Annotated in this window: 21 protein-coding genes and 1 riboswitch; of the genes, 6 read left to right on the forward strand and 15 right to left on the reverse strand. The window is 70.9% G+C overall.

The annotated features are described in order from the left end of the window. Nucleotides 1-14: 14 nt before the first annotated feature. Nucleotides 15-668 carry a GNAT family N-acetyltransferase gene (locus A3CQ_RS0114425; protein ID WP_020511648.1) on the reverse strand — a complete coding sequence of 218 codons (654 nt, stop codon included), beginning with the start codon at nucleotides 666-668 and terminating at the stop codon, nucleotides 15-17. A gap of 47 nt (nucleotides 669-715) precedes the next feature. Here A3CQ_RS0114425 and A3CQ_RS0114430 point away from each other — a divergent pair, with 47 nt between their 5' ends. Then, complete coding sequence (locus A3CQ_RS0114430) at nucleotides 716-1,342, forward strand: TetR/AcrR family transcriptional regulator (RefSeq protein ID WP_211216590.1); 627 nt, start codon at nucleotides 716-718, stop codon at nucleotides 1,340-1,342. Nucleotides 1,343-1,348: 6 nt separating this feature from the next. Here A3CQ_RS0114430 and A3CQ_RS0114435 read toward each other — a convergent pair whose 3' ends face one another. Then, entirely contained in the window at nucleotides 1,349-2,617 is a 1,269-nt protein-coding gene (locus A3CQ_RS0114435; RefSeq protein WP_020511650.1) for a saccharopine dehydrogenase family protein, read from the reverse strand. 226 nt (nucleotides 2,618-2,843) lie between these two features. Further along, nucleotides 2,844-3,004, forward strand: a riboswitch (cyclic di-AMP (ydaO/yuaA leader). A gap of 1 nt (nucleotide 3,005) precedes the next feature. Here A3CQ_RS0114435 and A3CQ_RS0114440 point away from each other — a divergent pair. Further along, nucleotides 3,006-3,704 carry a LysM peptidoglycan-binding domain-containing protein gene (locus A3CQ_RS0114440; RefSeq protein WP_020511651.1) on the forward strand — a complete coding sequence of 233 codons (699 nt, stop codon included), beginning with the start codon at nucleotides 3,006-3,008 and terminating at the stop codon, nucleotides 3,702-3,704. Between the two features lie 244 nt (nucleotides 3,705-3,948). On the opposite strand, the gene A3CQ_RS0114445 is transcribed toward A3CQ_RS0114440, so the two are convergent. Continuing rightward, nucleotides 3,949-4,314, reverse strand: a complete 366-nt coding sequence (locus A3CQ_RS0114445; RefSeq protein ID WP_026205699.1) for a YybH family protein — start codon at nucleotides 4,312-4,314, stop codon at nucleotides 3,949-3,951. Between the two features lie 70 nt (nucleotides 4,315-4,384). On the opposite strand from A3CQ_RS0114445, the gene A3CQ_RS0114450 reads away from it, so the two are divergent. Next, on the forward strand, nucleotides 4,385-5,272 hold the full coding sequence (locus A3CQ_RS0114450; RefSeq protein WP_020511653.1) for a LysR family transcriptional regulator: 888 nt from the start codon (nucleotides 4,385-4,387) through the stop codon (nucleotides 5,270-5,272). A 26-nt stretch (nucleotides 5,273-5,298) separates the two neighbouring features. Further along, nucleotides 5,299-5,664, forward strand: coding sequence for a GatB/YqeY domain-containing protein (locus A3CQ_RS0114455; RefSeq protein ID WP_020511654.1), 366 nt, complete (start codon nucleotides 5,299-5,301; stop codon nucleotides 5,662-5,664). Here the strand turns inward: A3CQ_RS0114455 and A3CQ_RS0114460 are convergent. The 3 genes from A3CQ_RS0114460 to A3CQ_RS62090 are packed head-to-tail and all read right to left on the reverse strand — an operon-like array spanning nucleotide 5,642 to nucleotide 7,702. Next, complete coding sequence (locus tag A3CQ_RS0114460; protein WP_020511655.1) at nucleotides 5,642-6,277, reverse strand: SDR family oxidoreductase; 636 nt, start codon at nucleotides 6,275-6,277, stop codon at nucleotides 5,642-5,644. The genes A3CQ_RS0114455 and A3CQ_RS0114460 overlap by 23 nt on opposite strands. Nucleotides 6,278-6,334: 57 nt before the next feature. Then, nucleotides 6,335-7,114 (reverse strand): SAM-dependent methyltransferase, encoded by a 780-nt coding sequence (locus tag A3CQ_RS62085; protein WP_020511656.1) that lies wholly within the window; start codon nucleotides 7,112-7,114, stop codon nucleotides 6,335-6,337. An 18-nt stretch (nucleotides 7,115-7,132) separates the two neighbouring features. Next, nucleotides 7,133-7,702: a TetR/AcrR family transcriptional regulator gene (locus tag A3CQ_RS62090; RefSeq protein ID WP_020511657.1), complete on the reverse strand. Its 570-nt coding sequence runs from the start codon at nucleotides 7,700-7,702 to the stop codon at nucleotides 7,133-7,135. Nucleotides 7,703-7,756: 54 nt separating this feature from the next. Here A3CQ_RS62090 and A3CQ_RS0114475 point away from each other — a divergent pair, with 54 nt between their 5' ends. Further along, complete coding sequence (locus A3CQ_RS0114475; RefSeq protein WP_020511658.1) at nucleotides 7,757-8,785, forward strand: FAD-dependent monooxygenase; 1,029 nt, start codon at nucleotides 7,757-7,759, stop codon at nucleotides 8,783-8,785. Nucleotides 8,786-8,807: 22 nt separating this feature from the next. On the opposite strand, the gene A3CQ_RS52785 is transcribed toward A3CQ_RS0114475, so the two are convergent. Genes A3CQ_RS52785 through A3CQ_RS52790 form a run of 3 tightly spaced genes read right to left on the reverse strand, consistent with a single transcriptional unit; the run spans nucleotide 8,808 to nucleotide 11,341 of the window. Next, a complete protein-coding gene (locus A3CQ_RS52785) occupies nucleotides 8,808-9,515 on the reverse strand; it encodes an FAD-binding oxidoreductase (RefSeq protein ID WP_020511659.1) in 708 nt (235 codons plus the stop codon). 52 nt (nucleotides 9,516-9,567) lie between these two features. Further along, complete coding sequence (locus A3CQ_RS0114485) at nucleotides 9,568-10,767, reverse strand: NAD(P)/FAD-dependent oxidoreductase (RefSeq protein ID WP_020511660.1); 1,200 nt, start codon at nucleotides 10,765-10,767, stop codon at nucleotides 9,568-9,570. Nucleotides 10,768-10,777: 10 nt separating this feature from the next. Next, nucleotides 10,778-11,341 carry a TetR/AcrR family transcriptional regulator gene (locus A3CQ_RS52790; protein WP_157295851.1) on the reverse strand — a complete coding sequence of 188 codons (564 nt, stop codon included), beginning with the start codon at nucleotides 11,339-11,341 and terminating at the stop codon, nucleotides 10,778-10,780. Between the two features lie 100 nt (nucleotides 11,342-11,441). Between A3CQ_RS52790 and A3CQ_RS0114495 the strand changes: the two genes are divergently transcribed. Then, nucleotides 11,442-11,990, forward strand: coding sequence for a class I SAM-dependent methyltransferase (locus A3CQ_RS0114495; protein ID WP_020511662.1), 549 nt, complete (start codon nucleotides 11,442-11,444; stop codon nucleotides 11,988-11,990). Here the strand turns inward: A3CQ_RS0114495 and A3CQ_RS0114500 are convergent. The 6 genes from A3CQ_RS0114500 to A3CQ_RS0114525 all read right to left on the reverse strand — a co-directional run bounded on the left by A3CQ_RS0114500 (nucleotide 11,973) and on the right by A3CQ_RS0114525 (nucleotide 19,389). Beyond that, nucleotides 11,973-13,643 carry a lipopolysaccharide biosynthesis protein gene (locus A3CQ_RS0114500; protein WP_020511663.1) on the reverse strand — a complete coding sequence of 557 codons (1,671 nt, stop codon included), beginning with the start codon at nucleotides 13,641-13,643 and terminating at the stop codon, nucleotides 11,973-11,975. The two genes, A3CQ_RS0114495 and A3CQ_RS0114500, sit on opposite strands and share 18 nt — an antisense overlap. Then, nucleotides 13,643-15,715, reverse strand: a complete 2,073-nt coding sequence (locus A3CQ_RS0114505; RefSeq protein WP_020511664.1) for a hypothetical protein — start codon at nucleotides 15,713-15,715, stop codon at nucleotides 13,643-13,645. Before A3CQ_RS0114505 ends, A3CQ_RS0114500 begins: the two co-directional genes overlap by 1 nt. Continuing rightward, on the reverse strand, nucleotides 15,712-17,004 hold the full coding sequence (locus A3CQ_RS0114510; protein ID WP_020511665.1) for a glycosyltransferase family 2 protein: 1,293 nt from the start codon (nucleotides 17,002-17,004) through the stop codon (nucleotides 15,712-15,714). The genes A3CQ_RS0114505 and A3CQ_RS0114510 overlap by 4 nt, the downstream gene beginning before the upstream one ends. Nucleotides 17,005-17,042: 38 nt before the next feature. Beyond that, nucleotides 17,043-17,975, reverse strand: a complete 933-nt coding sequence (locus tag A3CQ_RS52795) for a glycosyltransferase family 2 protein (RefSeq protein WP_020511666.1) — start codon at nucleotides 17,973-17,975, stop codon at nucleotides 17,043-17,045. A gap of 95 nt (nucleotides 17,976-18,070) precedes the next feature. After that, on the reverse strand, nucleotides 18,071-18,670 hold the full coding sequence (locus tag A3CQ_RS0114520; RefSeq protein ID WP_020511667.1) for a mycothiol-dependent nitroreductase Rv2466c family protein: 600 nt from the start codon (nucleotides 18,668-18,670) through the stop codon (nucleotides 18,071-18,073). Next, entirely contained in the window at nucleotides 18,667-19,389 is a 723-nt protein-coding gene (locus A3CQ_RS0114525) for a TetR/AcrR family transcriptional regulator (protein WP_245577228.1), read from the reverse strand. Before A3CQ_RS0114525 ends, A3CQ_RS0114520 begins: the two co-directional genes overlap by 4 nt. Nucleotides 19,390-19,453 lie beyond the last annotated feature (64 nt).

A 19,453-nucleotide genomic window follows, 5' to 3' on the forward strand; every position in this document is an offset into this window, starting at 1 on the left:
CCTCCCGCTGCTTTCTAGGTTCGACGACCGTACCGCCGGGCTGCGACATTTTTCAGTCGATCAAGGCGGCTGCCGGGGTGGCCGGTCAGCATCTCCCAGGTGGCCAGGCTGCTCGGGCCGTGCGGGCCGACCTGCAGGATCGGGGGCTCCCCGGTCAGCGTGTACCCGCAGCGGCGGGCCACCGCCGTGCTCGCCGTGTTCGCGGGATCGATCCGCAGCAGCAAGCGACTCAGTCGGAGCGTGCTTCCGGCGTACGCGGAAAGAAGGGAGAGCGACCGGGATGCGAGCCCGAGCCGGCGATGGCGCGCGCCCACGAGGTAGCCCAGTTCGGCCTCCTTGAGGCCGGCGTCGATGCCGAAGAGCAGCACCTCGCCGAGGGGCCGGCCGCCGTTCGTGGTGATCGCGAGCTGGAGGCGCTGCCCGCTGGTGCGGCCCTGGTAGGCACGTTTGAGGTACGCGACGCCGGCCTCGCGGTCGAACGGCGACGGCATCGGGGTCCAGCGGGCGATGTCCGGATCGTCGAGCAGGTCGATCAGATCGTCGAGATCGTCCGGGCGCCACTCGCGCAGCACGATGCCGTCGCCCGTCAACGTGAGCGGAAAGGGGAGACGGCGGGCGACCACCACCTGATCCTGCCCGAATGAGCCCGGTTCAGGCCAGTAGGTCATGTCTCCCCCGATGCGTGCCGCCCGCTCGTGGGCCTACGGTTGATCTCGTGGACGAGCGGACTGCCTTGGTGACGCGACGAGGCGAGAATTACGGCGGCCGGTCCCGCCTGGAACGCGCGACGGATCGGCGCGACCGGATCCTCACGTCGGCACTGCACTTGTTCGGCACGCGCGACTACGACGACGTCACGGTCGCCGATGTCTGCACCGGAGCGAAGGTCTCGAAACGCTACTTCTACGAGCATTTCGTCGACCGCGAGGATCTCGTACGCGCCCTGCACCGTGAGCAGAACGAGTGGCTGCTCGCCGGCGTGGTCGCGACCGTGCCGGAGACGCCGGGCACCCTCGACGAGACGCTGAAGCCCGCGGTGCACCGCCTGCTCACGATGCTGCGCGCGAACCCGGAACGAGCCCAGGTCATCTACATCAACGCGCCGCGCATGGAGACCCGGCGGCGGGGGGTGCTGCGCGAGGACGCGCAGTTCCTGGCGGGCATGCTGCGCCGGGTGGGTGTTCGTCCCACCGACGAGGTGCGGCACGAGCGGATGCTGCTCGCCCTGGTCGCGGGGCTCAGCGAGGTCATCATCGACTGGCTGTCCCGCGAGATGACCGACGACCTCGACCAGTTCGCCGACCACCTGACCGATTTCTGCAAGGCCGTGCTGCTCGGGTGAGCTGGCTCACCTCTCGCCGGGCGCGCCTCCCCGCTGGGTCTCCTTCCGGGCGGTGATCTCCATGCCGGCGGCTCGCAGGCGGGTCACCAGCGCATCGCCGAGGGCGGTCGCCGGGGTCAGCACGCCACCCTCCGACGCGGGCAGCCTGTCGCGGTCGTGAACCAGGGCGAGCGCCGACTCGCCGAGCATCACCGCGGTGGCGGCGTAGCCCGGGTCGCCCTTCGCCCGGAACCGCGCCGTGTACCGGGCGCCCGACGTGGTCGTGGTGAACAGGTCCATCGTGAAGTGGCCGTTCTCGCGAGCCTTCGCGCTCGGCCCGTCGCCCGGCTTGGGCAGCACCCGGTCGAGGACGTATCGGGTCGGCGGCAGCGCCAGACCGGCCATCAGCGCGCCGAGGCCGAGCCGGGTGGCGTGCGCGACCACCGGGGACAGCGGCGAGCCGCCCACACTCATCGCCTCGCGGTAGCGGAAACCCCGCCCGTACGCCCAGCCCCGCAACGCATTGCTGCGCCGCACCACCCGGGTGTTGTAGGAGGCCATGAAGAACGGGGCGAGCGTGCCGCGCAGCCGCGGGTGCACCCCGGGGCCGGAGATGGTCGCGGTGTCGTCCTGCCGGCCGAGATCGGGCTCGGCGGCCCGGTCGGGGCTCAGAGAGTAGGCGCTCGCGGCGACCCGGCGCAGCTTGCGGTCGTTCTTGACCACGTCGAGCTGGTGTCGCATCGAGTCGATCGTGCCCCCGCTTATCCCGCCGCGGAGGCTCGTGACGACCAGCGTGGTGTCGGTGAGCTCGCCGGCCTCGTCCGCCTTCACCTGCTGATCGAGCACGTGCACGCCGATGTCGGACGGAATCGAGTCGAAGCCGCAGGAGTGCACGATCCGAGCGCCGGTCGTGCGGGCAAGCTCGTGGTTGTCGTCGATGCTCTCCCGGGCGAAGAGCACCTCGCCGGTGAGGTCGACGTAGTCGGTGCCGGCCGCGGCACAGGCCCGCACGAGCGCTTTGCCGTATTTCGCATATGGCCCGACCGTGGTGACGACGACCCGGGTCGATGCGGCGATCTTCTCGAGGGCCGGCACGTCGGCGGCGTCGGCCACGAGGATCGGCCAGTCGACCCCGAGACGCCGCTTGACCTGGGCGAGCTTGGGCTCGGAACGGCCGGCCAGGGCGACCCGGGTGCCGGCCGGCGCATGGCCGGCCAGGTACTGCGCCACCAGCACCCCGACGAAGCCGGAGGCGCCGTAGACGACGATGTCGTGATCGCGGACCTGGTCGCTCATGGGTGCCGATTCTCCATCAGGTTTCCCGTTCCGGCCGGACAAGTTACCGATCGGTAATTCGAGATGGCTCCCTATCGGTCATTCTCGACATAAAGCAAGATCAAACCGGGCAATTGATGAGAACAACGTCACCTTTCCCGCTTCGAGCTTGGTCGTTGTCCCGGGCTCGTGGTTACCGTCGGCCGGTCCCGCGTTCGCGGGCACCGCGGGTGGAACGCCGAGTTCCTGCCACCGCCCGCCGGATTTCGAACCTGTGGCAGGAAGCGGGGGACCCACGTTCCTCGGCGCGCGATGCGCGCGCCTCGGGGTGAAGCCGCCGCACGATGGCGGCCGGGCTCCTCGGCCCGAACCCGACAGCTGACCTCGTAGGCGTGGAGGTTTATCTGTCATGGCACAGATCCGCAAGCATGCCCGCAAACCGCGGGCGCGCAAGCATGCCCGTCTCGCGCTCGGCCTCACGGCCGCCGGCGTGGCGGGCACGGCCGCCCTGCTCGGCCCGGCCTCCGCGGCGCAGGCGTCCAGTGTGAACTGGGACGCGATCGCGCAGTGTGAGTCGGGTGGCAACTGGAGCATCAGCACGGGCAACGGCTTCTACGGCGGGCTGCAGTTCACCCGCGGCACGTGGAAGGCCTACGGCGGCACCAAGTACGCCAGCACCGCGAACAAGGCGAGCCGGTCGGAGCAGATCGCGATCGCCGAGAAGGTGCTGCGCGGCCAGGGCATCGGCGCGTGGCCGGTGTGCGGCAAGAAGGCCGGTTCGTCGAAGCACTACAAGGCCTCGAACACGAGCGGCTCCAAGTCGTCCACGTCGCACAAGTCGTCGCACAAGTCGTCGTCCCACAAGGCGACCTCGAAGTCGGCGACCCACAAGGCGACCAAGAAGTCCACGAAGTCGACCCCCAAGGTCACTCGCTCCACGACCGTCAAGGCCATCGGCAAGACCTACGTCGTCCGCTCCGGCGACACGCTGTCGGCCATCGCCACCGTCAACCACATCAAGGGCGGCTGGCACACCCTGTACGGCCTGAACAGCAGCATCATCAGCAACCCCAACCTGATCTTCCCCGGTCAGCGGATCGCTCTCTGATCCACCCCTAGCGGCCCCGGTTGCCTGACCCCCCGATCCCCCCAGGCAGCCGGGCTCGCACGGCCGGGGCCGTGCCAGAGTGACGGTCGCCGAAACTTTCCGCGCGACCGGCCGCCCGATCGTCCACATCGTCCGTCTCTACCCGGCCGACGGGCAGGACGTCGACCGCGTGCGGCCCACGCTCGTGCAGGGCGGCGCACAGCAGCCGGCCTGGGCACGGTCTTCTGCACCACTGTCGAGGCTGTCAGCTCTGGGGCGTGACGAACTCTGGCTGATCGAGCACGCGCAGCCAGGTGCCGTCGGGCTGGCGGCGCACGACCTGGGCACGGGCGCCGGCGCCGTCGCTCGGCGGGGTGGAGGTCAGCGCGAGGTCACCGCTGATGAGCGTCGGCAGCGGCTGCTCCGGCTCGAACGCCGGCATGTGCGGCAGCGCTTCCTCCCACAGTTTCTGAATCGCGGCCCGGCCCACGGTCTGCTGACCGGGCGGATAGGCCATCACGGCATCTTCCTCGTAGAGCAGCGCGAGGCCTTCGGCGTCTTTCGCGTTCGCCCGCTCGACGAACAAACGGGTCAGGTCTTCGGGCTTACGAGCCCTCTCGCGTTCGGTCATGACTCCACCCTCCTCCGGGCGCCCGTAGAAGTCCAACGCATGGTTTTTATGGAAGCTAGAATCTCTGGTTATGGAACTGCGGCAGCTCGAGTACTTCGTGGCGGTGGCCGAGGAGGCCAACTTCACCCGCGCCGCGCAGCGCGTCCACATCAGCCAGTCCGGGGTGAGTGCCCAGGTCAAGGCCCTGGAATCCGAGCTGGGCGCGGAGCTGTTCGACCGCTCGGGCCGGGTGGCACGGCTCACCGAGGTGGGCACGGTCGCCCTCCCGTACGCGCGGCAGGCCCTCGACGCCGTCGCCGACCTGCGCGAGAGCGTCGACGCCGTGAAGGGGCTCGTCCGCGGCCATCTGACCGTCGGCATGGTGACCGGGTGCGAGATCACGCCGCTCTTCGCCGCGTTGGCCGCCTTCCACCGCGAGCATCCCGGGATCGAGCTCGAGCTGGTCGAGGACAACTCCACCCACCTGATCGGCGCGGTCCGCACCGGTCTGGCCGACATCGCCCTGGTCGGCGTCGCCGGCGCGCCGCCCGAGCATCTGTCCGCCCAGGTGATCGCCAGCGAGGGCCTGGTGGCGCTGATGCCGCTCGGTCATCCCCAGGCGAGCGAAAAGGCCCTGCCGCTGACCGAGTTGATCGCACATCCCCTCGTCACGCTGCCCGCGGGAACCGGTATCCGCACCGCCTTCGACGAGGCGTGTGTGAGCGCGAGCCTGATCCCCGACGTCGTTCTCGTGGCATCGGCGCCCGGCGCGGTCGCCGACCTCGCCGAGCGCGGTCTGGGCATTGCGGTGTTGAGCGAGTCGATGGCGAAGGCGCACCCCGGTCTGGTGGCCGTGCCGATCACCGGAATCCCGCTTCCGGCGCTGCTCGCCCTGGTGTGGCGCGAGCGGACCAGTCCGGCCCTGGCCGCCCTGCTCCCCCATTGCCGGCGAGAGTTCGGCGAAATGAGTTTCCGCTGACCGGGCCGGTCGATACCGTCGCGGTCATGACCGAGACCTCCCTGCGGCAGCGGCTGCGCGCCGCCCTGCCGGCCGCCATGAAGTCGCGCGACCGCGTGGCGACGGCGGCCCTGCGCGCCACCCTCGCCGCGATCGACAATGCCGAGGCGGTCGCCCCGGCCGGTGGCGAGCCGCGTGGCCAGGCGATCGAGCAGGTGGCGATCGGCGTGGGCGCGACCGAGGTCGCCCGCCACGCGCTGACCGACGACGAGGTCGAGCAGATCGTGCGGGCCGAGGTGGCCGAGCGCGAGGCGGCGGCCGACGACTACGACCGGGCCGGCCACACCGACCGTGCGGAACAGCTACGCGGCGAGGCCCGGGCGCTGGCTTCTATAGCCGCAGAGCCGCACTGATCGGAGTCTCCCCGGCGAAGAGCTCGAAGGTCACACCGATGGTCGCCGGCGTCGACAGACAGGCGGCGAGCACGGCGGCGACATCGTCCCGGGGAACCCGCCCCCGGTTGCCCAGCGTGCGGGTCACCGTGACCAGGCCCGTGCCCGGGTCGTCGGTCAGGCTGCCCGGCCGCACGATCGTGTAGTCGAGCCCGCTCGCCACCACGTAGGCGTCGGCCTCCGCCTTGGCCTCCAGGTAGGGCTGCATCGCTCCACCACCCGCGGGGTTCTCCGCCCCGATCGAGGAGACCATGACGTAACGCCGTACGGACAAAGCCTTTGCGGCATCGGCCAGCTTGACGGCACCGCCCAGGTCGACCGTGCGCTTGCGGGCGGGTCCACTCCCCGGCCCGGCCCCGGCGGCGAAGACCACCGCGTCGGCGCCCGCCACGAACGGCTCCAGCGACGGCGCCGCCTCCATGTCGCCGAGCACCGGGACCGCGCCCACCGCACGCAGGTCATCGGCCTGATCGGGATTGCGGATCAGGCCGCGCGCGGTGTGCCCCTGACCGGCCAGCAGAGCGAGCAGGCGTCGGGCGACCTTGCCGTGGCCGCCCGCAACGAGGATGTCCATGCCTCGACCCTAGTGACGATCCGCCGACATCGCCGCGATCGGGGCACGTCCGCCGATTCAGGGTTTCCGGCCGACCGCTCCGTAGATGGCGACATCCTGGGCGGTCGGCCGCTCTTCCCGGTCGGGTCGCCAGTCGCTGACCGCCACGATCCCCGGTTCGACCAGCTCGAGCCCGTCGAAGAACCGGCCGAACTCGGATTTGTCGCGCGCCCGGGCATCGGTCTTTCCGGAGGCCAGCAGTTCCTCATGCATGGCGACCTGGGCCGGCGGCGCGTAGTCGAGCGTCAGATTGCTGGCCACCAGGTAACTGCCCGAGGGCAGTGAATCCAGCAACCGCGACACCACGGCCAGAGCCTGTTTGTCGTCGTGGATGAAGTGCAGCACCGCCACCAGCAGCAAGGCGACCGGCTCCCGCAGATCGAGCACCGCCCGCAGCTCCGGGTGGGCGAGAATGACTTCCGGCTCCCGCAGATCGGCCTCGACATATCCCGTACGCCCCTGCGGCGTCCCGATGGTCAGCGCCCGCGAGTGGGTCATCACGATCGGATCGTTGTCCACATAGAGCACTCGCGACTCGGGCGCCATCCGCTGCGCGATCTCATGCGTATTGTCCGGAACCGGCAACCCCGTACCGACGTCGAGGAACTGCCGCACCCCCGACTCGGCCAGAAAACGCACGCCGCGCCGCAGGAAATCGCGATTTTCCAGCGCGGCAACACGCGCCGTGGGGAAGGCCTCGGCCAGCAGATCGCCCGACTCCCGGTCGGCCGCGAAATGGTCCTTGCCGCCCAGCCAGTAGTTGTACCGCCGAGCCGGGTGCGCCACCGACGTGTCCATGCGATCCACGATCAAACTTTAGTCGGCGCCGCACACATCAAAAACCCCTCGCACCGCGGCGGTCAGCCGGGCCTCGAGGTCGACGACCAGATCGGGATAGGCGAGGTTGTGCAGGATCAGCCCGTCCATCTGATCGAGCAGCAGCTCGCAGGCCTGGCCGGGGTCAGGCGCGCCGACCGAACGCAACCACTCGGCCCCCCACCGCCGGATCTCCCGCGCCGACGCGGTGAGCTGCTCCCGCGACTCCGGCCGCAATGCCGCCTCGAGGAAGATCCCATACCGGGCGATCGTCACCACCCGATCGGGCCCGACGGCCCGCCGCACATAGGCCGCGAGCACCTCCGCCAGTTCCTCGGGCGTACGCGGCGTGACCATGCCGGCGAGAGCTTCCCACGAGGCTCGCTCGCGCTCGGCGAACCGCTCGATGATCGCGTTGACCAGCGCGTCCCTGGTTCTGAAGTAGTTGGACGCCGACCCCGCGGGCAGCCCGGCCGCCGCGTCGACCGCACGATGCGTCAGCTGGCGGATCCCCTGGCTCCCGAGCACGGTGATGGCGGCGTCGAGCAGCTGCTCCTGGCGGGACGGCATGTCGGTGATACTACACCGGTAGTGAAATCACTACAGCTGTAGTAGCCTCGGGGTATGACGAAGACAGCGGCGATCATCGGCGGGGGCATCGGCGGGCTGGCGGCGGCGATCGCGCTGCGGCAGGCCGGCTGGCAGGTCACCGTCCACGAGCGACAGACGACCACCCCGGCCGTCGGCACCGCGCTCGGCATCTGGCCGGCCGCGCTCCGCGCACTCGACGAGCTCGGCCTCGGCGACGAGGTGCGCAAGCGGGGCGTGCCGCAGAGCGATGGCGAGCTGCGGCGGCCCGACGGCACCCGCATCGCGGCCATGGACGTCGACCGGCTGGAGCGCCGCCTCGGCGACCGCATTCACCTGATCTCCCGCCCGGCCCTGCTGACCGTCCTGCGCGACGCCGCCGCCGACGGCTGTGACCTGCGCTTAGGCGAGCCGGTCGGCGCGGTCGAGCCGCTGCGCCGCGAGTTCGGCCTGGTCGTGGCGGCCGACGGAGTGTTCAGCCGCACTCGCGAGGAGCTCTTCGGTGACCGGTCCCGGGCGCGCTATGCGGGCAGCACCGCCTGGCGTGGCACCCTCGACGAGTTCGCCACCGACACGTTCGCCGAGATCTGGGGCGCCGGAGTGAAGTTCGGCGTCACCCCGCAGGAGGGCGGCCGCACCAATTGGTTCGCCTCCGCCGCACTGCCCGAGGGCCGCTTCCACCCGGGCGCCGAGCGCGACGCGCTGCTCGAGATCTTCGGCGGCTGGTCCGACCCCGCGGTGGCCCGGGTCCTCGGCACGGTCCGCGAGGAGGGCATCCTCCGCCATGACATCTACGTCACGCCTAGGCTGCCGTCCTATGTGTCGGGAAACGTGGTGCTGATCGGCGACGCCGCCCACGCGATGGCGCCCGATCTGGGCCGTGGCGCGTGCGAGGCGATCATCGACGCCGTGACCCTCGGCCGGGCCGGCCCAGCGGCATACGAGCGTGACCGTCGCCGCAGCACGCAGCGCCTCGTGCGGATGGCCGGGGCCGCGAGCCGCCTGACCCGCATGCGGCACGGCGTCCCTCTCCGCAACGGGCTGCTCAAAATGGCACTGCGATAGATGGCGCCGGAGCAGCACCGACTCAGAATGGCGCCGGGGTAGGACCGACCACATCGGACCGGATCCGCGCCGGCGGCACCCCGGCCAGGTCGAGGCGCCGCAGCGTCGCCTCCACCATCGCGGCCGAGCCGAAGACGTACACGTCGTGGTCGGGCCACGGCCCGTGCCGCGCGACGACCTCCGAGATCGGCGCCTGCTCGCCGTGCTCGTCCGGCTCGTCGCTGGTCGCGCGGACCACGGTGAGCCACGGGTGCCGGCGGGCGAGCCGGTCGACGCCGTCCCGGTCGTAGAAGTCCCGGGCGTGACGCTCGCCGCGGAACAGATGGATCCAGCGGGTGCGGTTGAAGCGACTGAGCTCGTCGATGAGCGCCTTGGCCGGCGCCAGCCCGGTACCGCCGGTGACGAAGACCAGGTCACGCCGGGAGAGCGGGTCGAGCGTGAGGGTCCCCCGCGGCCCACCCAGCCGCAGCAGGTCGCCGGGCTTGAGCCGGCGGACCAGCGCGGCCGAGACACCGGCCGCGCCGACCGCGCGGACGTGGAACTCCAGCACACGGTCCGGTCGCGGCGCGTTCGCGATCGCGTACGCCCGGGACTGCCACGGCCGGTACGGGCACTCGATGCTCACGTGCTGACCGGCGCGGAACGGCAAGGGCGCACCGGTACGGCAGGTGAAGACGGCGACGTCCGCCCCTCGTCGCTCGTGCGTGAGCACCCGGGCATGCACGTCCACGACTGTCAGCGTCGCCGACCGGGTGGGATCGGCGACGCACAGCCGGTGCGACTCAGCCCAAAAGGTCAGACAACGACACGGAAGGGTCGGCGAGACGATCCTGGTCGATCGCCCGGCCCGAGCGGATCAGTGCCTCGATCTGCTCGGTCACGTCCCAGACGTTGACGTTCATGCCGGCCGCGACCTTGCCGTCGACCAGCCAGAACGAGATGAACTCCCGGGTCGTGAGATCGCCGCGCACGATCACCTGCGGAGACGAGGACGGCGGCACCCAGCCCGTGTACTCCATGCCAAGGTCGAACTGGTCGGTGTAGAAGTACGGCAGCTTGTCGTACGACACGTCCTGGCCGAGCATCGCCCTCGCCGCGACCGGGCCCGAGTTGAGCGCGGTGGCCCAGTGCTCGACGCGGATGCGGTGCTTGAGGAACGGGTGGTCGACGTTCGCGATGTCGCCGGCCGCGAAGATGTCGGGGTCGCTCGTGGCGAGCCGCCGGTCGACCAGCACGCCGTTGTCGACCGCGAGGCCCGCGTCGGCGGCGAGCTCGACGTTCGGCGTGACGCCGATGCCGGCGACGACCACGTCGGCCGCGAGCGTCGTGCCGTCGGCGAGCCGCACCGACTTGGCGTCGACCGACTCCGCGTGGGTGCCCATGTGCAGGGTGACGCCGTTGGCCCGGTGCAGCTCGGCGAAGACCTCGGCGATCTCCGGGCCGAGCACGTTCTCCAGCGGGACACGGGTGGTGCCGACCACGTCGACGGTCGCGCCCCGGCTGCGGGCGGCCGCCGCGACCTCGAGGCCGATCCAGCCGGAGCCGACGACCACGACCCGGCGATCGCCGGTGACGGCCTCGGAGATGCGGCGTGAGTCCTCGATGGTCCGCAGCAGCAGCGCGCGCTCGCCGCCGGGCACCGGGAGCGGCCGCGGCGAGGAGCCGGTGGCGAGCAGCAGCTTCTCGTACGCGATCTCGTCGCCGCCGTCGAGCCGGACGACCTTGGCGGCCCGGTCGATCGCGGTCACCCGCGAACCGCTGCGCAGTGTGACGTCGTGCTCCGGGTACCACTCCGGAGAGTGGACGAACACGCTGTCCTCGGGGTCCGTGCCGAGGAGCACTCCCTTGGAGAGCGGCGGTCGCTCGTACGGCCGATTTCTCTCCGACCCGATGAGCGTGACCGGGCCCTCGAAGCCCTCGTCCCGCAGGGTTTGCACCGCCTTGGCGGCGGCCAGGCCGCCACCCACCACGACAAACGTCATGTCGCCATCCTTACCCACCGGCGTGGATCTCAGTCAGGGCGGCCATCACACCGGGTTGGGTCATCTCCCGGCACATCCGGGCCATCGCCTCGGGGCCGTGCGGGAAGCCGGCCCGCACCCACCAGCCGAGCACGCCGACCAGCGCACTCGCATGGTATTCCGCGACGATCTCGACCGGCAGCCGGGCGCCGTGCCCTGCGAGATGATCACGCAGCGCCGAGAAGAGCAGGTCGTGCAGGTGCGCCGCGCCGACCGCGCGATAGACCGGCTGGTTGCGATGCGCGTGTTCGAAGATCACCCCGATCGGTGAGGCGGGGTCGTCCGGCGGCGATCCGCCCATCGCGGCGAGCTCTCGCTCGAGGTCGGCGCGCAGGTCGTCGAAGCAGGAGGCGAAGAGCGCGTCCTTGTCGCGGAAGTGCGCGTAGAAGGTGGTGCGTCCGACGTCGGCCCGGTCGAGCACCTCCTGCACGGTGACGCGCTCGTAGCCACGCTCGGTGATGAGGGCGACCAGCGCCTGTTGCAGTAAGCGACGAGTACGCCGGACTCGACGATCGTTCCCGGCCAATGTCGCCACCTCTGTTCGGTACGGGACGGATACCCCGGATCGGCCGTTGACCCGGATCAGCATAACCGAACACGATGTTCGGAAGAGAATGAAGTATTCGGGAGGAATCATGCAGGCCGCACACCTCTTCGCCAACGCCGAGCGCTACGACCGGCACGCCGGCCGGCTCGGCGCCAAGCTCTACGCCAAGGTCGTCGCCGATGCCGCGGCCGCCGGGCTGCCCGACGGCGCGCGCGTGCTCGACGCCGGCACCGGGCCCGGCCGCATCCCTCGCGACCTCGCCGCCCGGCGCCCGTCCTGGATCATCGACGCCGTCGACCTCGAACCAAAGATGATCGAGTACGCCCGGCAGCAGGACCCGGACGGGCGGGTGACGTTCACGGTCGGTGACGTCGCGGCGCTCCCCTACGCCGACGCCACGTTCGATCTGATCGTCTCGTCGATCAGCCAGCATCACTGGGGCGACGTCGAGGGCGGCGTCCGTGACCTGCGCCGGGTGTTGCGCCCCGGCGGCCGGCTCTGGATCTATGACGCGCGGTGGGCCCTTCGGCGTGCGCTTCGGGCCGCCGGGAAGACCTTCGATTCCGTACGCAAGGAGCCCGTCAGCATCGGACATTTGCCGATCCCGTTGATCGCCCGCCTAACCGCCCGGGCCTGACGGGGGCCGCATCGGGGGCCAGGGCGGCGGCGCGCTGGTCGGGACCGTCCGCCGGCGGTGCCGCCCGGTCGCCCGCCGGTCGTCGAAGCGACGCTCGAGCGCCCAGTAAGGCTGCTGCCGCGATCCACGCCGCTCGCCCCGCCGCCGGTTGGGAATGATCGACGACATCGCGATGGTCGGGCCGACCAGGAGGATCTGGGTCGTGGCGTCCGGCGCGCGGACCGGCTGGGTGCGCTCGTCGGTCGCCCGGTTCTCCCCGCCGATCGTCACCAGCACCCGCAGGAACCAGGCCAGCGTCGCCGCCCCGGCCACCGCCCGCAGCGTGAGGGTGAGCGCGTTCTCCACCACCCAGGCCGAAGCGAGCGCCGCCGTCGCGGCCCCCGCGAGCTGCAGCTTGAGGCGTCCCGGTGACGGCGGCACCCGCGCCTCGCGCCCGACCGCCTCGAGCGCGACGTACAGGAAGACGTACGCGGCGAGGGTCGCGAAGGCACATCCCTCGAGCCCGAAGCGCGGTACCAGCGCCAGGTTGAGACCGACGTTGACCAGCGCGGCGAGCAGGGTCACGACCGCCGAGGCGCCGGTACGCCCGTCGGCCATCAGCGTGCGGGTGACGGCGAGCTGCCCGGCGTACGGAATCGCCGTGATCAGGACGAGGCAGACCACGAAGTGCAGCTTCTCCGGGTGGTAGGAGGACGGCGCCCAGACCCGCAGCACGATCGGCGCGCCACAGGCGAAGCCGGCCACCACCGGAAGCATCAGCCGGTAGAGCGAGTCCCGGCTGGACGCCAGCACGCTGCGCCGCTCGGCCTCGTCGGAGATGCCGAAGAACCGCGGCATCCAGGCCGAGTTCAGCACCGACAGCAGCAGCATCGGCATCGACGCCACGTTGTACGCGACCTGGTAGCGCGCGACCGCCTCGCTGCCCAGCTGCGCCTCGACGATGAGCCGGTCGGAGACCGACAGCACGAACGTGCTCAGCGCGGCCGGCACCAGCGGCAACGCGAACCGCAGGGCGCGGTCCAGCACCTCCCGGTCGCGACCGAGCAGCAGGGCCGGCGGCGCCACGACCAGACCGAGGAACGCGGCGGCGAACTGCGCGGCCACCTGCCCGCCGAGGAACGCCTCGGCAGTCGGCCGGTAGAACTTGACCAGGCCGAGGGCGAGCGCCTCGGCGACCACCGACTGCAGGAAGCTGACCGCCCCGAACATCAGCAACCGGTCCAGACTGCGCAGCAGACCGAGGGAGACCGTGGTCATCGCCGACGACCCGGCCCACAGCACCGCCCAGCGCAGCGCGACCTGTTGGTCGCCCATCTCCAGCGCGCCGGCCCAGAGCGGCACGGTGAACCACGCGATCGCCGAGACACCGACGGTCAGGCCGAGCGCCGCGAAGATCAGCTGGTGGGCGCCGCGCGGGTTCTCGAACGTCGAGTACTCGCGCTGCACGGCGGTCTGCAGCCCGAGGCCGGCGAAGACGAACAGCACCTGCATGACCGCGTTCGCCGAGGTGATCGTGCCGAACTCGGGCAGGCCGAGGACCCGGGTGGTGACCGGGGTGAGCAGGGCCGCGCAGATGATCTGCACGGCCCACATCAGCATGTAGAGCGAGTCCCGCCCGAACAGTTGCGCGACGTGGCCCCGCTCATCGCCCATCAGGAGCCCGTGTACTGGAACAGCACCGAACCGCCCTCGGAAAAGATCACGTTCCACAGCGGCGAGGCGGCGAACGCGTCCCGCATGGCGATGAACTGCTCGGGCGTGTGCAGGCCGTACTCCCAGCCGTAGTAGGACGAGGTGGGCGACCAGAACGCGAACAGGTGGTCGGTCGGGTCGTTCGAGCCGGAGTACTCGATGAGCAGCTCGGTCAGCGCCGCGACCGTGGTGGTGTCGGGCGGGGTCTTGATGGTGAACCCGTTGATCGGGTCGATGGTGTCGCGGTAGACGTTGATGCGGGTGAGCTCGCCGGTGTTCGGCCCACTCGGCACGTCGCCCGGGCCGATGATGAGGCAGTAGTTGACGTCGTCCCCGGTCGGCGTCCGCGCGTACTCCTGGAAGGCGTCGAGGTCCCCGCGGCGCATGACGTTCGAGGCGTCGAGGCTGAACGTGCCGGCCAGGAAGGCGCCCGTGAGCAGCGCGATCACCGCGAGCTGTGCTGCCCGCCGGCGTCGGCTCGGTTCGACAGGGAACGCCTGAGCGGCGAGCACGGCCAGCCAGGGCAGCGCGAACAAGGTGGCCCGGAAGATGCCCTCCTTGCCGTACGGGTGGGCGACCACGATCGCGACGCCGGCGCCCGGGCAGGCCGCGTACGCCCAGGTCCGAAGACTGCGACGCTGCCGGAACAGGACGACGAGGCTCAGCAGCCCGAGGATCATCAGGCTGAAGGCGAGCGCCGCCTCGGTGACCAGGAACGCGGGCAGGCGGGCGAGGCCGCTGGCGGCGCCGGGCGTAGGCGGGGCGAGGTTGCCGGCGCTGAGCAGCCCGCCGAGGTCGACGAACCTGCTGATGTCGTTCCAGTTGATCCCGGCCCAGGCCACGGCGGTGACGAGCACGGTCGCGGGCAGCCACCACGGCCGGAGCTGGCGAAGAACCACCAGCACGCAGAGCGCGCCGCCGACGATGTACGGGCTGAGCTGGTGCGAGATCGAGATCGTCACGGCCGGCACGATCATCGCCGGCACCTTGAGCCGCAGCGGCAGATCGGAGAGCGCGAAGCCGAAGATCAGGATGCCGAGAGCGAAGCCGACCGACTGCGGCGAGAAATAGTCCTGGCCGATCGTGTCGGGCAGCACGCAGAACAGGACGGCGAGCCAGACCAGCCGCCGGTCCTTGATCACCTGGGCGGCGAAGTACCGCATCGTGACCAGCCGGTAGAGGCCGATCAGCAGCTGCCACGCCATGGCCAGGTTGATCGGGTCGCGGATGCCGGCCGCGTCGGCCAGCCACGCCATCGCCGAGAAGAAGCCCGGCCAGCCGTTGTAGACGTCGACCGTCGACTTGAGCAGGTGCTGGTGGCGGATCTGCTCGACCAGCTCCACGTGCTTGGCGCTCGACTGGATGCGAGGCATGTCGTAGACGATCGCCTGGGTGCCGGTCAGCACCACGACCAGCGCGAGCACGCCGATCGCGGTGGCCGCCTCGGCGTACGACCGGGAAATCGCCAGCGACAGCACGATCAGGCCGAGACCGATGTACCAGAGCGGCCCGATCTGCACGAGGAAGCCCCAGATACCGGGGTCGGTGTGCCGGTGCATGAGCGCCGCGACCAGGCAGAGCAGCATCCCGGTGCCGGCCACGTAGACGCCCGGCCCGAGCACGCCCATCGAAAGCCGCGAGCGGCGCACCTCGACCAGGGCGGCCACGTGCAGCGGCGCGGTCACCGCGCACAGCAGCGTGGTGGCGACGGCCGTCTGCCAGATGCCGGCCTCGAGCATGACGGTCGAGAAGATCACCAGAGTGCCGAACGATGTGCCGACACTGAGCGCGAGCCGCAGCGGCAGGTCGATCCGGCGGAGCAGCGCCCACGGCGCCGCGCCCGCGCCGAACAGGAAGTACCCGGCGAAGCCGACGACCCGCAGCCCGTGCAGGCCGGGGATCAGGCCGATCAGGCCGGCCGCCAGCGCGAGCAGGCTCAGCGCCGAGATGACCAGCCGGGCCTGTGCCGTGCTCGGCGCCGCGGCGGCGGTGTCCGCCCGAGCCGGTGCCTCGAGGTCCTCGACGGTCGTCACCGCGCGACCACCTGCCCGGTCCGGGTGCGCGCGGCCCGGCGGGCCCGCAGGTAGAGCATCGGGCCGGCCAGGTACCCGGTGAACTCGCGGCGCATCGCCCCGGACGGAGCGGCCACGGTCGCGCCGAGCCGCTCGTTGGTGCCGTGCCGGATCTGGGCGATCCGCAGCAGACCGGCCGGCACGCGGCGCAGCAACTGGCTGCGGGTCGACTGATCGAGAAGCAATTTCGTCAGGTACGCCGTGAGCCCGGTTCCGTAGCCGTACATCTGCTGAAGCAGCGACTCCTCGGTCGCCCGGTGGTGATGCCAGACGACCGCGGCCGGCTCGTACGCGATGGCCCCGCCGCCGAGCAGAATCCGGACGAAGATGTCGAGATCCTCGCCGCCGCGGGTGGGTGTGCCCGCGCCGAGCGCCTCGTCGAAGCCGCCCGCGCGCACGAGGCTCTCCCGGTCGAAGGCGAAGCTCGCGCCGGTGCCGAAGATGCCGGCCGAGAACGGGTAGAGCACCCCGTACCGGTCGCGCATCGACAGGTCGAAGAACTGCGGCCGGCACCGGGTCGACCAACTGGCCAGGCGGGCGTCGAAGTACGCCTCCGGACCGTTGCTGATCGCCGCGGTGCAGACCAGGCCGGTCACGCAGGCCACGTCGGGGCGCCGCTGGAAGCCGCGGAGCAGCCCGTGGATCCACAGGCGGTCGACCGCCACGTCGTCGTCGGTGTAGGCGAGGTAGCGCCCGCGCGCGGCGGCGATCCCGGCATTGCGGGCCCGGGACAGACCGGGCCGCGGCTCGCGGACGTACCGGAAACGGTCGTCGTAGGCCGCGTACCGCTCGATGACCGCCTTGGTCGAGCCGTCGCTCGGCGCGTTGTCGACGATGACGAACTCGACGCGCTGGTAGGTCACCGCGGCGATCCGGTCGAGGCAGGCGGGCAGCGACTCGCTGCGGTCGCGGGTGCAGACGACGACCGAGACGAGGTCGTCGGCGACGACGTGGTTGGGACAGGCCGGTGTCTGCGCGGCCGGCCGCCAGCCCTCGCCCTCGACGATCGACTCGCCCTCCGCCATCAGGTGCCGCACGAGCGGCCCGGCCAGCTCCTTCCGGGCCGCCACCCGGATCAGGTCGAGGTCGCGCGGGGTGCCGGTGCGGGGCAGGGTCACATAGCCGAGCGGCTCGCCGTGCAGGCGGACCAGCACGCGCATCGTGGTCTCGGCCCGGGGCGGCACCATCGCCGACGTCTCGTCGCCGGCCAGGTCGAAGTCGCAGCACCAGATCCCGCCGGAAGCGCTCACGGGGCTCATTCTCCCCGGCAATCCGCTCGTATGCGGATTTATCCGGAAGTGAGGGCTCCGCGCCGCAGCGACTCGACCGCGTAGCCGAGGACGGTGCTGCCCAGCCCGAGGACCACCACCCCGGCCCGCAGCAGGCCGCCCGGGTCGCGTGCCGCGCCGGCGACCCCGCGCAGGACGGCCGACGGCAGCGTGACCCGCACGTACGTGCGCTCGGCCGACAGGCCCGCGTCGGCGCCCCGCAGCAGCGCGACGATCCGCTTGGACCGCCCCTCGTGATAGCAGCGGCGGACGAAATACCGCATCGTCTGCCGGTCCGCCGGCACGTGGTGGTCGACCGCGGTGGCCGGGTCGAGCACCACCACGTCGGCGGCGTCGTGCTCGGTCACCCGGATGCAGAACTCGGTCTCCTCGCAGCCGACCGGGGTCGCGCCGACCCGGCCGATCGCCCCGGAGAAGCCGCCGATCTCGTCGAAGACCTTGCGGCGCACGGCCATCGACGCGCCGATCGGGTTGCGCACCAGCGCCCGGTGCCGGGGCTGGCCGCGGTAGCTGCAGCCGACCACCCAGCCGAACTCGGCCGGGAACCAGCGCGGCGGATGCCCGCCCTCCCAGTCGGCGACCACGGCAGTGCCGGCGACGGCCACGTGCGCGCCGGCGAAGGTCTCGCGCAGCGCGTCGGCCCAGCCCGTTCGGGCGACCGCGTCGTCGTCGAGGAAGGCGACCACGTCGCCGCGGCTGGACTCGACGCCGGTGTTGCGCGCCCCGGAGAGGCCGGGCTTGCCGCCGTTGGGGACGACGCGGGCCCGGGGAAACTCGCCCCGGGCCCGTTCGAGCAGCGTGTCGTTGTGGTCGATCACGAGGACGAGTTCGTCGCCGCCGTGGAGCTGCCGCTCGACCGAGGCGCACGCCCGGCGAAGGTCCTCCCAGCGCCGCTCGGTGTAACTGCAGATGACGACGCTGATCGAGTCCACGTACGTGAATACGGCGGCACAGCCCGCCTTCTTAGCGGGAAGGCGGAACTATGCCGGTTCGTATCGAATCGTGCGTGTGCCGGCAAACGCCGCACTCAGTCGAAATTCAGGCCGCCCGTCCGGGTCCGCTTGAGCTCGAAGAAGTCCGGGTACGACGCGAGCGCCACGGCGCCGTCGAAGACCTTCAGCGCGTCCTCGCCGCGCGGGATGCTGGAGAGCACCGGGCCGAAGAAGGCGACCCCGTCGATGTGGATGGTCGGGGTGCCGACGTCGTCGCCGACCGGGTCCATCCCCTCGTGGTGGCTGCGGCGCAGCTCCTCGTCGTACTCCGTGCTGGTGGCCGCCTCGGCGAGCTCGGGCTCGAGGCCCAGCTCGGCCAGCGCCTCGCGGATCACGACGCCGAAGTCCTTGTTGCCCTGGTTGTGAATGCGGGTGCCGAGCGCGGTGTACAGGTCACGGAGGATCTTGTCGCCGTGTTTCTCCTTGGCGGCGGTCACCACCCGGACGGTGCCGAGCGAGCGGTTGATCAGCTCGCGGTACGACTCGGGGAGGTCGCGGTTCTCGTTGAGCACGAACAGGCTCATGACGTGGAACCGGAGATCAACCTCCCGCTGGCGCTCGACCTCGAGCATCCAGCGGGACGTGATCCAGGCGAAGGGGCAGGCAGGATCGAAATAGAAGTCGACTCTCGTCACGCTTCGACGGTACTGCGCGAAGCAATTATTGTCTGATCCAATTTCGGCCCGGTTGAGTGGGCCGATCCGGGGGCCATCGCCTCGACGCCGGCCATCACGAGATCGAGGCCGAAGGCGTAGTAGTGCTCGATGTCGGGCACCCGGGCGTAGCTCGCGGCGAACGCGACCATCAGCGGGTATTTGTCGACCGGCAGGCTCTCCAGTTTCAGCCTCTTCTGCCGGCGCCACTCGTCGGCCTGGTCGGCCGGCACGTTCATCGGGCAGTCGGGCTGGGCGGCGACCAGGCCGATCGCGGAGTGCAGCAGGTGGGAGGCCACCCAGTACGCCTCCTCGACGCCGAAGCCGCCGGCGGTGAGCAGCACCAGCGCGTCGTTGGAGGCACGGGTGAAGCTTTCCCCGTCCTCCTTGGCGACGTTGTGCATGACGTCGGCAAGCGCGGGGTGCTCACGCATCGCCCAGATCAGCGCCTCGACCATCGCGCGCAGCTGTTTCGGCCACGGGTCGGTGGCCGAACGGTCGGCCCGGACGGTGGACAGCGCGTGGTCGACGATGCCGACCATCAGCTCATCCTTGTTCTTGAAATGCCAGTACAGGGCCATGGGCGTGACGCCCAGTTCCTGGGCCAGCCGGCGGATGGTCACCGCCTCCAGCCCCTCCTCGTCGCCGAGCCGCAGCGCCCGCTCGGCCACCGCCTGTTTGGTCAATCTCTCGCCTGCCACTTGACAACCATACAACGTACAGGTCTGATATACGAAGTACATGTACGACGTACAAGGACGCCGT

The organism is Paractinoplanes globisporus DSM 43857 (genome assembly GCF_000379645.1).
In the GTDB taxonomy this organism is placed as follows: Bacteria; Actinomycetota; Actinomycetes; order Mycobacteriales; family Micromonosporaceae; genus Actinoplanes; species Actinoplanes globisporus.

Coding starts and splice junctions, on each gene's coding strand:
- A3CQ_RS0114440 (WP_020511651.1), top strand. CDS start 3,006: ATGGCACAGATCCGCAAGCATGCCCGCAAACCGCGGGCGCGCAAGCAT.
- A3CQ_RS0114460 (WP_020511655.1), bottom strand. CDS start 6,277: ATGGACATCCTCGTTGCGGGCGGCCACGGCAAGGTCGCCCGACGCCTG.
- A3CQ_RS0114485 (WP_020511660.1), bottom strand. CDS start 10,767: ATGACGTTTGTCGTGGTGGGTGGCGGCCTGGCCGCCGCCAAGGCGGTG.
- A3CQ_RS0114495 (WP_020511662.1), top strand. CDS start 11,442: ATGCAGGCCGCACACCTCTTCGCCAACGCCGAGCGCTACGACCGGCAC.
- A3CQ_RS0114425 (WP_020511648.1), bottom strand. CDS start 668: ATGACCTACTGGCCTGAACCGGGCTCATTCGGGCAGGATCAGGTGGTG.
- A3CQ_RS62085 (WP_020511656.1), bottom strand. CDS start 7,114: ATGGACACGTCGGTGGCGCACCCGGCTCGGCGGTACAACTACTGGCTG.
- A3CQ_RS0114455 (WP_020511654.1), top strand. CDS start 5,299: ATGACCGAGACCTCCCTGCGGCAGCGGCTGCGCGCCGCCCTGCCGGCC.
- A3CQ_RS0114445 (WP_026205699.1), bottom strand. CDS start 4,314: ATGACCGAACGCGAGAGGGCTCGTAAGCCCGAAGACCTGACCCGTTTG.
- A3CQ_RS0114500 (WP_020511663.1), bottom strand. CDS start 13,643: ATGGGCGATGAGCGGGGCCACGTCGCGCAACTGTTCGGGCGGGACTCG.
- A3CQ_RS0114435 (WP_020511650.1), bottom strand. CDS start 2,617: ATGAGCGACCAGGTCCGCGATCACGACATCGTCGTCTACGGCGCCTCC.
- A3CQ_RS0114475 (WP_020511658.1), top strand. CDS start 7,757: ATGACGAAGACAGCGGCGATCATCGGCGGGGGCATCGGCGGGCTGGCG.
- A3CQ_RS0114450 (WP_020511653.1), top strand. CDS start 4,385: ATGGAACTGCGGCAGCTCGAGTACTTCGTGGCGGTGGCCGAGGAGGCC.
- A3CQ_RS62090 (WP_020511657.1), bottom strand. CDS start 7,702: ATGCCGTCCCGCCAGGAGCAGCTGCTCGACGCCGCCATCACCGTGCTC.